This window comes from Enterobacter sp. BRE11 (genome assembly GCF_031844285.1).
In the GTDB taxonomy this organism is placed as follows: domain Bacteria; phylum Pseudomonadota; class Gammaproteobacteria; order Enterobacterales; family Enterobacteriaceae; genus Pantoea.
Genome location: NZ_JAUZUX010000007.1, coordinates 118,223 through 132,001 on the forward strand (window position 1 = coordinate 118,223; position 13,779 = coordinate 132,001).

At 61.7% G+C, this 13,779-nt stretch carries 12 protein-coding genes; 7 read left to right on the forward strand and 5 right to left on the reverse strand.

What is annotated here, in order from left to right; all coding sequences use genetic code 11:
* The first annotated feature begins 222 nt into the window (after positions 1-222).
* Entirely contained in the window at positions 223-1,062 is an 840-nt protein-coding gene (locus Q9R34_RS09225) for a MurR/RpiR family transcriptional regulator (protein ID WP_485893193.1), read from the forward strand.
* A gap of 69 nt (positions 1,063-1,131) precedes the next feature.
* On the opposite strand, the gene iolB is transcribed toward Q9R34_RS09225, so the two are convergent.
* Entirely contained in the window at positions 1,132-1,947 is an 816-nt protein-coding gene (gene iolB / locus Q9R34_RS09230) for a 5-deoxy-glucuronate isomerase (protein WP_434124786.1), read from the reverse strand.
* An 83-nt stretch (positions 1,948-2,030) separates the two neighbouring features.
* Complete coding sequence (locus Q9R34_RS09235) at positions 2,031-3,536, reverse strand: CoA-acylating methylmalonate-semialdehyde dehydrogenase (protein WP_485893194.1); 1,506 nt, start codon at positions 3,534-3,536, stop codon at positions 2,031-2,033.
* 402 nt (positions 3,537-3,938) lie between these two features.
* On the opposite strand from Q9R34_RS09235, the gene Q9R34_RS09240 reads away from it, so the two are divergent.
* Entirely contained in the window at positions 3,939-4,754 is an 816-nt protein-coding gene (locus Q9R34_RS09240; protein WP_485893195.1) for a TIM barrel protein, read from the forward strand.
* A 91-nt stretch (positions 4,755-4,845) separates the two neighbouring features.
* Here Q9R34_RS09240 and Q9R34_RS09245 read toward each other — a convergent pair whose 3' ends face one another.
* On the reverse strand, positions 4,846-6,063 hold the full coding sequence (locus tag Q9R34_RS09245; protein WP_485893196.1) for an MFS transporter: 1,218 nt from the start codon (positions 6,061-6,063) through the stop codon (positions 4,846-4,848).
* Between the two features lie 229 nt (positions 6,064-6,292).
* Between Q9R34_RS09245 and Q9R34_RS09250 the strand changes: the two genes are divergently transcribed.
* The 4 genes from Q9R34_RS09250 (at position 6,293) to Q9R34_RS09265 (ending at position 10,743) form a co-directional block, all read left to right on the forward strand.
* The gene (locus tag Q9R34_RS09250; RefSeq protein WP_485893197.1) at positions 6,293-7,006 is read left to right on the forward strand and encodes an ABC transporter ATP-binding protein; all 714 of its coding nucleotides are present in this window, start codon (positions 6,293-6,295) and stop codon (positions 7,004-7,006) included.
* 19 nt (positions 7,007-7,025) lie between these two features.
* Positions 7,026-7,955, forward strand: coding sequence for an ABC transporter substrate-binding protein (locus tag Q9R34_RS09255; protein WP_485893198.1), 930 nt, complete (start codon positions 7,026-7,028; stop codon positions 7,953-7,955).
* A gap of 1 nt (position 7,956) precedes the next feature.
* On the forward strand, positions 7,957-9,609 hold the full coding sequence (locus Q9R34_RS09260; RefSeq protein ID WP_485893199.1) for an ABC transporter permease: 1,653 nt from the start codon (positions 7,957-7,959) through the stop codon (positions 9,607-9,609).
* A gap of 87 nt (positions 9,610-9,696) precedes the next feature.
* Complete coding sequence (locus tag Q9R34_RS09265) at positions 9,697-10,743, forward strand: AI-2E family transporter (protein WP_485893200.1); 1,047 nt, start codon at positions 9,697-9,699, stop codon at positions 10,741-10,743.
* On the opposite strand, the gene Q9R34_RS09270 is transcribed toward Q9R34_RS09265, so the two are convergent.
* Positions 10,740-11,423: a FadR/GntR family transcriptional regulator gene (locus Q9R34_RS09270; protein ID WP_434124781.1), complete on the reverse strand. Its 684-nt coding sequence runs from the start codon at positions 11,421-11,423 to the stop codon at positions 10,740-10,742. The two genes, Q9R34_RS09265 and Q9R34_RS09270, sit on opposite strands and share 4 nt — an antisense overlap.
* Positions 11,424-11,590: 167 nt before the next feature.
* Here Q9R34_RS09270 and uxuA point away from each other — a divergent pair, with 167 nt between their 5' ends.
* On the forward strand, positions 11,591-12,775 hold the full coding sequence (uxuA, locus tag Q9R34_RS09275) for a mannonate dehydratase (protein ID WP_434124780.1): 1,185 nt from the start codon (positions 11,591-11,593) through the stop codon (positions 12,773-12,775).
* 47 nt (positions 12,776-12,822) lie between these two features.
* Here uxuA and Q9R34_RS09280 read toward each other — a convergent pair whose 3' ends face one another.
* Positions 12,823-13,770 (reverse strand): ABC transporter substrate-binding protein, encoded by a 948-nt coding sequence (locus Q9R34_RS09280; protein WP_485893201.1) that lies wholly within the window; start codon positions 13,768-13,770, stop codon positions 12,823-12,825.
* Positions 13,771-13,779 lie beyond the last annotated feature (9 nt).

The window sequence follows — 13,779 nt, forward strand, 5'->3', positions numbered from 1 at the left end:
ACCGGCCCCTCCTGCACGCTTCACTGCCGTGCAGGAGGGGCCGTTCTGCTTTTTCGCCTGCTTTTCACCGCTATTCCCACCCCATTCCCTGCATTATGTGAGGTAATTCATAAACCGATGAAATAAACCCCGCGGTGGGCGCAAACAAATGAAATTTTCCATCCATCTGGTACTATAGCGCTCATTATCCAGCCATTTTTCCTTTTTTGACGGGCCGAAGTAATGACTAATAACCCTACTCAACTCTCCCTGTTACAGGATGATATTCGTCGCCGCTACGAAACGCTGAGCAAGCGCCTGAAGCAGGTGGCTCGTTATATTCTCGACAACAGCAACAGCATCGCCTTTGATACGGTGGCCTCTATCGCCGCGCAGGCTGACGTGCCGCCGTCGACGCTAATCCGCTTTGCCAATGCGTTCGGCTTCAGCGGCTTCAACGAAATGAAACAGGTTTTTCGTCAGCACCTGATGGAAGAGACGGTCAACTATACCGAGCGCGCGCGCCTGTTCCGCCAGACCGCCACCGATGACGCCGCCATCTCACCGGAAAGCCCGGCGGAGATCCTGAATGTCTTTACGATGGTCAATAGCCAGGCGCTGCAGCAGCTGGCGATGCAGGTCAATCCCGACCAGCTCAACAAAGCGGTACAGCTGCTGAACGAGGCGGAGAATATCTATGTTATCGGTCTGCGCCGCTCGTTTAGCGTCGCCTCCTATCTGGTTTACGCGCTGCGCCATCTCGAACGTCGCGCTTTCCTCATCGACGGCCTGGGCGGCATGTTCACCGAGCAGCTCAGCCTGGTGAACCCGAAAGATGTGGTTATCGCTATCAGCTACTCGCCATACGCGCGCGAAGCGGTAGAACTGGTGGAGATGGGCGCGAAGCGCGGCGCGCACCAGATTGCCATTACCGACAGCCAGGTCAGCCCGCTGGCGGCCTTCAGCGACGTCTGCTTTGTGGTGCGCGAAGCGCAGGTAGACGGGTTCCGTTCGCAGGTCGCCTCGCTCTGCCTGGCGCAGACGCTGGCGGTGTCGCTGGCGTTGAATAACGTCAGCGCTTAAATCCGATACTTAGCATGAAAAAAGGGCAACCCTGAGGTTGCCCTTTTTCATTTCTGTATCTCACCGCGGCTAGCCGCGCGGATAGCTGTCGCTGTTTACCCAGGCGTGATCTTTCTCCCAGGTAAATTTCCACAGCCGCACCGGGCCAGCCATGACGTTCAGATAGTAGTTGTTGTAGCCGGCAATGGTCGCCACCGGATGGTAGCCACGCGGCACGGTCACGACGTCGCGGTTATAGGGCGCCATACACTCATCAAGCGAGCGGTCGTCAGTATAGACGCGCTGCATGGCGAAGCCCTGCTCTGGCTCGAAACGGTGATAGTAGGTCTCTTCCAGATAGGTTTCGTTTTCGCTGTTTTCTTCGTCGTGCTTGTGGCTCGGATAGGAGCTGGTATCACCTTCGTTGGTATAGACCTCAACCACCAGCAGGCTATCAGCCGGTTTGTCGTCGGGCAGAATGTTGTGCACCAGCCGCTGATTGCGCCCCTTGCCGCGCTGCTCGACACCCACATCCGCTGGCGCAATCAGGCGCGCCGGCAGATTGCCCTGGCCAGGGGCGTTGCAGACCGCCAGCTCCAGGTCGCTGTCGGCGACGATTTCCACCTCGTCATTATGCGGCACATATACCGAATAAGGCGGCACGCGCTCGAACGGCGACATCCGCTTGCCGATGCCGGGAAAGTCAGCATGGCGCGTTTTCACCGAGGCGAGTCCCGCGACCAGCACCAGGCAAAGCTCTTTATCGCCGCTGCTCAGGCGCAACGTGTCGCCTTTTTTCAACAGATAGGCGTCAAAACCGACATAGCGCCATCCCGCGCTTTCCGGGGTGACGTGCTGGATGCGGCCGCTGGCGTCCGGCTGCTGCGCCTTTGCAAGAAAAGACATCCCACTCTCCTTTTTCAATCTGCAAACAAGCCGCTACAGGCGCGTCTCTGCAGGCCTGTAGCGGTAATGATGACGTGATGGATTTAGCTCAGGGTCGGCATGCTGAATTCCGAGACCGTCTGCTGACCGCTCGGCCAGCGCGCCGTGGCGGTTTTCATGCGGGTATAGAAGCGCACGCCGTCCGGCCCGTGCACGTTGAGCGCGCCAAACACCGAACGCTTCCAGCCGCCAAAGCTGTGGAACGCCATCGGCACCGGTACCGGTACGTTGACGCCGACCATGCCCGCTTCCACATCCTGCACAAACTCGCGCGCGGTATTGCCGTTGCTGGTGAAGATGGCGCTGCCGTTGCCGAACTCATGGCTGTTGACCAGCTGCAGCGCGCTGGCATAGTCCGGCGCGCGCATAATGCTCAGCACCGGCCCGAAAATCTCTTCGCGCCAGATCGTCATCTCCGGCGTCACGTTGTCGAACAGCGTGCCACCAACGTAGTAACCTTCCGCATGACCCGGCACCTGGAAGTTGCGGCCGTCGACCACCAGCTTCGCCCCCTCCTGCTCGCCCTTGTCGATATAGCCCAGCACCTTTTTCTGGTGCGCAGCGGAGACGACCGGCCCCATCTCATTCTCTTCTGCGCCCTGCTTGATGCCAGGCCCGACGCGCAGCGCGTTAATCAGCGGCGTCAGGCGCGCAATCAGTTTGTCGGCGGTGTCGTCGCCGACCGCGACCACCACCGGCAGCGCCATGCAGCGCTCGCCGGCCGAGCCGAATGCGCCGCCCATAATGGCGTTGACCGTCGCATCGAGATCGGCATCCGGCATAACGATGGCGTGGTTTTTCGCCGCGCCGAACGCCTGCACGCGCTTGCCGTGGGCGCTGGCGGTTTTGTAGATATGCTCGGCGACGCCGGACGAGCCGACGAAGCTTACCGCCGCAATGCGCGGATCTTTATAAAGCTGCTCGGCATCTTCGTTAGAGGAGTGCACCACGTTGAAGACGCCGTCCGGCAGACCCGCCTCTTTCAGCAGCTCGGCCATACGCACCGCCGCCGACGGATCGAGCGCCGGTGGCTTAAGCACGAAAGTGTTGCCGCAGGCGAGCGCGATAGGGAACATCCACAGCGGCACCATCGCCGGGAAGTTAAACGGCGTAATGCCCGCTACCACGCCCACCGGCTGCATCAGCGAATAGCTGTCGACGCCGGTGCCGACGTTAGCGGAGTATTCACCTTTAATCAGATGCGGAATGCCGCAGGCGAACTCCACGACTTCCAGCCCGCGCGTCAGCTCACCCTGCGCGTCCGACCAGACTTTGCCGTGTTCGGAGACAATCAGTTCAGCCAGTTCGTCGCGATGCTGCTCCATCAGCGCCTTGAAGTTAAACAGGACGCGGGCACGGCGCAGCGGCGAGGTTTTCGACCAGGCGGGAAAGGCTTCGTGCGCGATTTTAATCGCTTCGGCGACTTCCGCGCCGGTGCTCTGGGTAAGCTCGCGCGCCACTTTTCCGGTCGCCGGGTCATAGACAGGGATGGTTTCGTTGCTGGCGCTGTAGGTAATCTGACCGCCAATGAAGTTTCCTGTGATGTTCATTTCATAGCCTCTTAAGAAGTGTGAGTTCCCTGCAGAGCTTCAGCGTGACGCCACGCTGTCTGATCAGGCAACACCGAAAGCATGCTATGAAGCTATTACAGTGAAATAAATTTTTCAAATGAAAGTTTTTGAAAAATTCCCTTTTAGCGGCATGGATCGCATTTTTCCTGATGGCATAAAAAACCGCGCGCTGTAAGGGCGCAGAGTGCGTGTTGCTATACGGTTCAGGCACAATTTCCTGTTAACCGGAAGGGGAAAAAGCGGCTCGGCAGGGACGGAAAATGAAATTATTGAGAGGCAGATCTCAACCTTTGCATTCCATAATTCACTATTTATGAAATAAATGTTTTCTTTGCCGTCAGCTTATTCTCTTATCTCTTGCATCGCCACAGGAGCCGCAGCATGGCCATCGATCCGACCCGTTTCTGTATTAACCGTAAAATTGCGCCGAACCTTTCTTTAGAAGCCTTTTTCCAGCTCGTTCAGCGCCTGGGCCTGAACAAGGTGGAACTGCGTAACGACATGCCGAGCGGAAAGGTGTGCGACGACCTGACCTATGAGCAAACCCGCGACCTGATCGCGAAATACAACATTGAGGTAGTGACGATCAACGCCCTCTACCCCTTCAACCGCGTGGATGAGGCGCTACTGGCGAAAGCGGACGCGCTGCTGCGTGACGCGCAGGCGATTGGTGCCCGCGCACTGGTCATGTGCCCGCTGAACGAAGGCGTCGAGATTACGCCGGAAGAGACGCTGACAGCGCTGCGCACGCTGGCGCCGCGCTTTGCGCAGCATGGCGTTCAGGGCCTGGTCGAGCCGCTGGGCTTTCCGGTCAGTTCGCTGCGCTCGGCGGTACAGGCACAGCAGCTGATCCGTGACGCGCAGGCGCCGTTTAAGCTGGTCATCGACACCTTCCACCACCATCTGTATGAGCATGCCGAGCAGGAGTTCCCGGCGGAGATCGACGTTGAGATGATTGGCCTGGTGCATCTTTCCGGCGTGGAAGACAGGCGCGCCACCGCAGAACTTACCGATGAAGAGCGCATTATGCTGAGCGACCGTGACGTGCTGAACAGCGTGGCGCAGGTGAAACGTCTGGAGATGCTCGGTTATAAAGGCGTCTACGCTTTTGAGCCCTTCTCATCCGAGCTTAACGACTGGAGCCCTGCTGAGATTGAGCGCCAGATCCGCCACAGCATCTCGCTGCTTCAGGCCTGACTATCACGCGGCGGGCTCTTCGTCCGCCGCGTTGCCCTACCCTTATCTGTGTCTTGCGACACGTTTTTGGCCTCGGTCGGAGGCCGCTTTTTTAACCTTCCTTCGCCTCTTCCGACGCCATCGGCAGCCGACGCGCCAGCCGCAGCGTGCAGAACAGCCCCAGACAGACCAGCAGCGCCGTCAGCAGATAGACCAGCGGCACGCCCGCAAAGCTCATGATAAAGCCCGCGATCGGGCCGGTAATCCCCAGTGCTAAATCCATAAAGGCGGTGTAGGTCGCCAGTGCGCTGCCCTGGTTCGCCTGCGGCACCGCTTTTACCGCCACCACGCCAAGCGCCGGAAAGATCAGCGAAAAACCGGCGCCGGTCAGCAGCGCGCCGGTTTTCGCCATCCAGGGATCAACCGCGCCCGCCACCAGAAACAATCCGACCGCCTCGACCGCCAGACAGGCGGCCGCGACGCGCAGCCCGCCGAAGCGGTTAATCGCGTTGGGAAAGAGCAGCCGCGCGCCGACAAAGGCGGCGCTAAACAGCGTCAGTGCGAAGGCCGCGCCGTCCCAGCCTTTCGCCTGATAGAAGAGCGTAATAAAGGTGGCGATAACGCCGAAGCCCGCCGATCCCATCGCCAGAATCAGACCGAAGCCGTAAATCTTGCCGAGCACGTCGCGAAACGGCAGCGGCCGCGCGCGGCTGCCCTTTACCGCCGGACGCGGCAGCGCCAGCGCGATCGCCAGCGCGCAGATGGCGATAATGACCACGGAGAGCAGCAGCAGCCCACCCTCCCGATAGATCATGACGCCCAGCGGCGCGCCCAGCGCCATCGCGCCATAGGTACAGATGCCGTTCCACGAGATGACGCGACCAATATGCAGCGAGCCGACCCGCGCCACGCCCCATAGCGAGGTGCCGGTACCGGTAAAACTCTGGCCGACGCCGAGGATCACGCGTCCTGTGCAGAGCAGTATCAGGCTGGCGACAGGCGAAGCGGCCAGCCAGGTCGCCAGCAGGTAGCAGAGACCGCTGAGCAGCACGCCCACCAGCCCCAGCACCACAACGCGCTTCGGCCCCCAGATATCGGCGTAGCGCCCGGCATGAGGACGGCTCAGCAGCGTTGCCACATATTGCAGGCTGATGACGACGCCCGCCCAAAAGGCGCTGTAGCCGAGCTGGTCATGCACCAGGCCCGGCAGCACCGCCAGCTGCAGGCCAATGGTGAGATAGCTGGCGAAGTTATAGATCACAATGGAGATAATCAGCAGGGTTAAGCCGATCCCCTTATGAGCGGGTTCCGCTGCAGGTTGGTCTGGCATGACAAAGTGCGCTCGTGGTTGACTGAATTTACTCTACAGCTTGCCACCATAAGGAGAATATTTCGAGCCGCCGCCGCATCCGGGAGGCAGGTTTAGTCATCGGGTCGTCATAATCGCCCCCTACACTCGCCTCATAAAGTCCCAAAGAGGATAACAATAGGATGACGCTCCTGAGTTTCCAGGCGCGCGTAACCGCTCTGCCCCCCGCGCGCCTGCGCGGAGGTGAGCGATGACGCGCGCTTCCCTGCCCGTAAGCGTAAAGGCGGTCAGCTGGTCAGCCAGCCGCCAGCCGGTGCTGCACAATCTGTCGTTTGAGATTGCCGCCGGCGAAACGCTCGCCCTGCTCGGCCCCTCCGGCTGCGGCAAAAGCACCCTGCTTAAACTGCTGGCCGGTCTGACTCAGCCGGACAGCGGCGAAATCTGGATCGGCGACCGCTGCGTCGCCAGCGCCCGTTATTCGTTGCCGCCCGAAGCGCGCCAGCTCGGTATGGTCTTCCAGGACTATGCGCTCTGGCCGCATATGAGCGTCGGCGAAAACGTCGCCTTCCCGCTGCGCATGCGCGGCGTAGGGAAAAAGCTGCGCGAAGAGCAGGCGCGCGCCATGCTGGCGCGCGTGGGCCTGGAGAACGTCGCGGCGTGCAAGCCCGCTGCGCTCTCCGGCGGCCAGCAGCAGCGCGTGGCGCTGGCGCGCGCGCTGGTGGCCGAGCCAGCCATTCTGCTGTTTGACGAACCGCTCTCCAACCTCGACCGCGACCTGCGGGAAACGCTGGTGCACAGCATGAAGGCGCTGCTGCGTCACGCCGGCACCACCGCCGTCTACGTTACCCACGACCGCGACGAGGCGGCGATTATCGCCGATCGCACGCTTCATCTGGCGCAGGGCCAGATGGTTTCCATTACCCAATCCTCAGGGGAATCCTATGTCCTTTCTCAAGCCCGTTAAAACAGGAGCGATATTCACCATGCTGATGACTGCAGTCGCGATAACGCATGACGCCCATGCGCTGACCCTGTATACCGCCGGACCGGGTTCGCTGGCGAAAAGCCTGGCGGCCGGATTTGAAAAACAGAGCGGCATTAAGGTGAATGTTTTTCAGGCGACGACCGGCAAGGTGATGGCGCGGCTTGAGGCAGAGCAGGCAAGCCCGCAGGCAGACCTGCTCATCTCCGCTTCGTGGGATATCGCGGAAGATCTGCAGCAGCGCGGCTGGCTGCTGCCCTATCAAAGCGCCAATGCCGCACGCGTGCCCGCCGCCTTTAAAACCGCCGACTATGTGGCGCAGGGCATCTCTGCCCTCGGTATCGTATGGAACAGCAAAAGCGGCACGCCGGAACCGAAAAACTGGCAGGACCTGACCGCGCCAGCATTCAAAGACAAGGTCACCACGCCGGATCCGGCGCTCTCCGGCGCCTCGCTCGATCTGCTGGCCGGCCTGCAAAACAGCGAAGGTGAAAAGGCCTGGACGCTGTTCCGGCAGCTGAAAGAGAACGGCATGGTGGTCAGCGGCCCAAACGCGCAGGCGGTTACGCCAGTGTTGCAGGGCGCTAAGGCGGCGGTGTTTGGCGCAGTGGACTATGTCACCTATAACAATATTGCGCAGGGTGAAGCGGTGAAGGTGATTTTCCCGGAAAGTGGCACCGTGGTCGCGCCCCGGCCGATGATGATCCTGAAAAGCAGCCAGCACGCCGACGAGGCGAAAAAATTCGTCGATTATGTGCTTTCCGATGAAGGCCAGCAGCAGGTCGCGAACGCCTGGCTGATGCCGGCGCGTACCGATATCAAGGCGCAGCGTCCGCTGATTACCGATATTCGGCTGCTGCCGGTGCAGCAGGAGAGCAGCGCCGATCGCGCCTCGATCCTGAAGCGCTTCGCCACGCTGTTCGGCCAGTAAGATGTCGCGCGTCCTGAATGGCCTGATCCTGCTGGCCCTGAGCGTGCTGGTGGCGCTGCCGCTGCTGTTTATCGTGCTGCAGGCGATCTTTCCGCAGCTCGGGGCGGGAAGCTGGCAGGGCGCCTTTAGCGCGCTGCCGCGCCTGTTCAGCGACGCCGCACTGCTGCAGATGGGGCTGGGCACGCTGCAGACTGGGCTTGCCGTGGCGCTGGGCAGCTTGCTTATCGGGCTGCCGCTCGGCGCGCTGCGCGGCCTGTTTCGCCTGCCCGCTGGCGCGCTGTGGGATGTGCTGTTTCTGGTGCCCTTCCTGACGCCACCCTATATTGCGGCGCTGAACTGGACGCTGGCGCTGCAGCGCAACGGCTATCTGCAGCAGCTCACCGGTATCGATCTGGAGAGCCTGCTGTTCAGCGCTAACGGCATCACGCTGGTGATGACCGTCAACCTCTTTCCGGTCGTCTATTTCGCCGTGTCGCGCGCGCTAATGGCCAGCGGCCAGCGGCTGGCACGGGTAGCGCAAGTGCACGGCGCGTCCGCCTGGCGCGCCTTCCTGCACATTACGCTGCCGCTGCTGCTGCCTGCGCTGGCAGGCAGCGCGCTGCTGGTTTTTACGCTGGCGATTGATGAATATGGCGTGCCGGCAGCGCTCGGCGCGCGCGCCGGCATTACGCTGATGACGGTCGGCATCGAGCAGAAACTCTCGGACTGGCCGATCGATCTGCCCGGCGCGGCGATGCTGTCGCTGCTGTTGAGCCTGGTCGCACTGGCCGCCTGGTTCGCGCAGCGCCGCCTGACCGCCGCGCAGGATGTCGCCACTATCGGCGGCAAGCCCGCCGACGCCGAGGCGGTCAGCGCGGGGATCTGGACCGTGCCGATCGCGCTGTTGTTTGCGCTGACGGCGCTGCTGGCGGTGGTGATGCCGCTCTGTACGATGACGCTGAGCGGGCTGCTTGATACCCTGTCGGGCGGCCTCAGCGGCGAGAACCTGACGCTGCGCCACTTCGCCGCGCTTTTCTCTCAGCAGGGCGATGCGCTGAGCGCTTTCTCTACCAGCATCGGGCTGGCGCTCGGCGCGGCACTGCTGACCGGCGCGCTGGGTTTGCTGGTGGCATGGCGCGTGGCGGAGGGCAAAAGCCGCGCGCTGGCGCTGCTGGACGGTCTGGCGCTGCTGCCTGCGGCGATCCCCGGCGTGGTGATCGGCGTCGGCCTGATCCTGCTGTGGAACCGCAGTTTCTGGCCGATCTCGCCCTACAATACGCCGGCGATCCTGCTGCTCTCCTACTGCTGTCTGCTGCTGCCCTGGCCAGTGCGCTATGTCAGCAGCGCGCTGCGCCAGATCGCCCCAACGCTGGAGCCGGCGGCGCGCGTGCATGGCGCCTCTCGCCTGCAGGCGCTGCGTCTGGTGGTGTTTCCGCTGGTATCGCCCAGCCTGCTGGCGGCGATGATGATGGTGTTCGCCGTTGCCTCACGCGAGCTGGTGACCTCGCTGCTGCTGGCGCCCGCTGGCGCGCAGACCGTCGCGCTGTTTATCTGGCGCCAGTTTGAGCAGGGCTCGGTAGGCCAGGGCATGGCGATGGCCACCCTGACGCTGTTCGCCACGCTGGCGCTGATGCTGGGCGCGACGGCGCTGATGCAGCGCGGTAAAAAAGTCTGATTATCGCTGCGCTTTTATTGAAGAATCAGGCGTTTAATTGCCATTCAGCTACACTACTCTCTGCGGTCTGGCTTTACGGGAGAGGGAATGAGCGAACCACTGCAGGAAAAAATAGGGCAAAATATTCTGACTAAGCTGGCTATGCTGGTGATTATTCTCGCCGGGATCCGTGCTGCCTCCGATATTATGGTGCCCTTCTTACTGGCTGCTTTTTTTGCCATCGTGCTCAATCCTATCGTCACCTTCCTGATGCGGCGTGGCTGGCGACGCGGGTTAGCGATCACGGTGGTCATCACGGTGATATTTATCGTCATTTTGCTGCTGGTGGCGGTGCTGGCCAGTTCGGTAAGCGAATTCTCCGATATCTACCCGCAGCTGCGCGCCACGCTGGAGCAGAAGATGAGCGTGGTGCAGCACCTGGCGTCAGGCATCGGCATTCATGTTTCCACCACTACGCTGGTGCAGCGCTTCGATCCCAATATGCTGATGTCGTTCGCCACCGTCGCGCTGACGCAGTTCTCCGGCATGATGAGTAATTTCGTGCTGCTCATTCTGACCGTGGTCTTTATGCTGTTCGAAGTGCATCACCTGCCCTACAAGATGCGTAACGCGTTGACCAATCCGCAGATCCGCATTGCCGGGCTGCACCGGGCGCTAAAAGGCGTAACGCATTATCTGGCGCTAAAGACGCTGATCAGCCTGATTACCGGTGTGTCGGTATGGGGCTGCCTGTTTCTGCTTGATATTAAATTCGCGCTGCTGTGGGGCGTGGTGGCGTTTATTCTTAACTACATTCCCAATATCGGCCCGATCATCGCAGGCATTCCGCCGGTGCTGCAGGCGCTGCTGCTCAACAGCCCCTACGACGCAATGCTGGTGGCGGCGCTGTTTACCGCGATTCATATGGTGTTCGGCAATATGCTGGAGCCGCGCGTGATGGGGCGCGGCCTGGGGCTCTCGACGCTGGTGGTGTTCCTGTCGCTGATTTTCTGGGGCTGGCTGCTTGGCCCGGTCGGCATGCTGCTCTCGGTGCCGTTGACCAGCATCACGAAAATCCTGATGGAGACCACGCCGGGCGGCAGCCGACTGGCGATTATGCTCGGCGCCGGCCGTCCTAAACGACATAAAATCTAGCCCAGCAGACGCCGCTTCACCTGCGCCAGATGGCTCTCCATCGCGGCGCGCGCGGCGGCGGCGTCGCCTGCGTGGATAGCCGCGGCGATCTGCTGATGGTCGCGGTTCATCTCATCGGTAAAGGCGTTATCGGCAAAATGACGCTCCAGCCGCCGGAAGCGCGCGCTGTCGCGCTTGTTCCAGAGAAACTCCATCATCTCACGCAGCACCTCATTGCCGCTCATTTCACTGATCAGCAGATGAAAGCCCTTGTCCTGCTCGAGAAAGTCCGCGTCGTTGGCGCGGTAGCGCAGCAGCGTATCGGCCAGCGCGCGCAGCTGTTCGCGCTGCGTCGGGGTGCCATTGCGCGCCGCCATCTCCGCCAGCATCCCCTCGAAAGCGAGACGCGCCTGCAACAGATCGTCCAGGCTGTAATCTGCCTCCGCTGCGGGCGTGCTGGCGGACGGCAGCGGCTGCATCGCGAAGACGCCGTTGCCGGTGCGAATATCTACCCAGCCGGTCATCTCCAGCGCAATCAGCGCCTCGCGCACTGAGGAGCGACTGACCCCCAGCTGCTTTGCCAGCTCGCGCTCCGGCGGCAGCGCCGCGCCTGGGGCAAACTCGCCGCGTTGAATGCTTTCCATAATCGCACTGGCGATCTGGCGATAGAGACGTTCTGTTTTTAGCACAGGCAGCGCCATGTTTTTTCTCCTGTCAGCAGCGGTGCAGCGTAGCACAGGCCGCGCCCCCTTTCCGACAGACGCAATTCACTGCGCTGCGATCGCGATCACGGCCTTTCGCGTCAGGCTAGCATACTCTTGGCCCAGCGGCCTGACCACTGGGCCAAATTTGCGGCTAAGGAGTAAAAATGGAACATACATGGCGCTGGTATGGCCCCAACGATCCGGTTTCGTTAGACGACGCGCGGCAAGCGGGCGCGACCGGCATTGTGACCGCGTTGCACCATATCCCCAACGGCGATGTCTGGCCGGTGGAGGAGATTAAAGCGCGTCAGGCGCTGCTGGCGGAAAAAAATCTGGTCTGGTCGGTAGTTGAAAGCATTCCGGTGCACGAGGCGATCAAGACGCAGCGCGGCGACTATCAGCGCTATATCGCCAACTATCAGCAGTCGATACGTAACCTGGCGGCCTGCGGCGTCGAGACGGTGTGCTACAACTTTATGCCGGTGCTCGACTGGACGCGCACCGATCTCGCCTGGACGCTGCCGGACGGCGCCAAAGCGCTGCGCTTCGACGCTGACGCCTTCGCCGCCTTCGAGCTGCATATTTTGCAGCGCCCCGGCGCACAGCAGGATTATTCAGCGGCGGAGCAAGAGACGGCCGCACGCTGCTTCGCCGCCATGAGCGATGAGGATAAGGCGCTGCTGACGCGCAATATTATCGCCGGCCTGCCAGGCGCGGAAGAGGGTTACACGCTGGATCAGTTCCGCGCGCAGCTGGCGCAGTACGACGGCATTGATAAAGCGACGCTGCGCGAACATATGGCGCTCTTCCTGCGCGCCATCGTGCCGGTCGCCGAAGAGGTCGGTATTAAGCTGGCGGTGCACCCGGACGATCCGCCACGCCCGATTCTCGGCCTGCCGCGTATTATCTCCACGGAGGAGGATATGCAGTGGCTGAAAGAGACGGTAGACAGCCTGCACAACGGCTTCTGCTTCTGCACCGGCTCTTACGGCGTGCGTGCCGATAATAACCTGACGCAGATGGCGGCGAGGTTCGCAGACCGCATCAACTTTATCCATCTGCGCGCCACGCAGCGCGAAGCCAACCCCAACAGCTTCCACGAGGCGGCCCATCTGGCGGGTGATGTCGATATGGTGGGCGTGATCAGGGTAATTCTGGCGGAAGAGCAGCGCCGCCGCCGCGCGGGCGAGAAACATGCGATCCCGATGCGTCCCGATCATGGCCATCAGATGCTCGACGACCTGCACAAGCGCACCAATCCAGGCTATTCGGCGATAGGTCGCCTGAAAGGACTGGCGGAGCTGCGCGGCGTCGAGCTGGCGCTGCGCCAGACGCTGTTCAACGATTAATATCGGCAACACAGGGCATGGGCGACACCACGCCGCCTTTTGCCCTGTTACTGCGGAAACAGGCTCCGGTCGGTAATCGCCGCCACATCCACTTTATTCGGCAGAATTTTCAGCTCGCTGAAGAGATCCGACACCTTCTGCACTTTTTCGATATCTTCAGGCGTGACGCCGCGAATGCCGTGAGAAATACGCGCGGTGATCTTCTCCGCGTCGGCCGGCGGCAGACGCGTCAGCTGCGCATATACCTGGTTGTACTCCTCTTTATGGGCCAGCGCCCAGGCACGCGCTTTCGCCAGCCGCTGGGCGAAATCGGCGATCGCCGCACGCTTGCCGGGATCCTCCAGCGACTGCTGGGTGGCGGTCACGAACGACAGCGCGGTGGTCAGCCCTTTGCCGTCGCGCAGCAGCCGCGCGCCGTGCTGTTCAGCAATGCCGAGATAGGGATCGAAGGTCGCCCAGGCGCCAATCTGCCCGGAATTAAAGGCGGCGCTGGCGTCGGTCGGCAGCACAAAGCGTACCGGCACGCTGTCGCGCGGCACCTCTGCTTCGCCCAGCGCCGCATAGAGCAGATGCTGCGAGATGCTGCCGCGCGCCGAGGAGACCACGACCTCTTTGCCTGCCAGATCCTTTACGCTACGCACTGGCGAATCAGCGGGCACGATCAGTCCATTCGACCCGGCGTCGCCGACGTTGGTGGCGATGATTTTCAGCGGCACGCCGCCGGATGCCGCCATCAGCACCGGCAGATCGCCTGCGTAGGAGGTATCAACCGCGCCGGCGCGCTGCGCTTCGAACAGCGGCGCTGCGCCCTGAAAGTTAGCCCAGCGATAGCGCCAGGGTGCATCCTTCAGCACGCCAGAGGCCTCCACCAGCGAACGCAGATTACGCGCCTGGTCGCCCAGCACCAGCGTGACCTCGCTGAGATCGGGCGCCGCCTGCGCCATGGCGCTGGCGCTCAGCAGCAGCGCCGCCGCAAAGGCTTTAAGTCTGTTCATGGCGGCTCC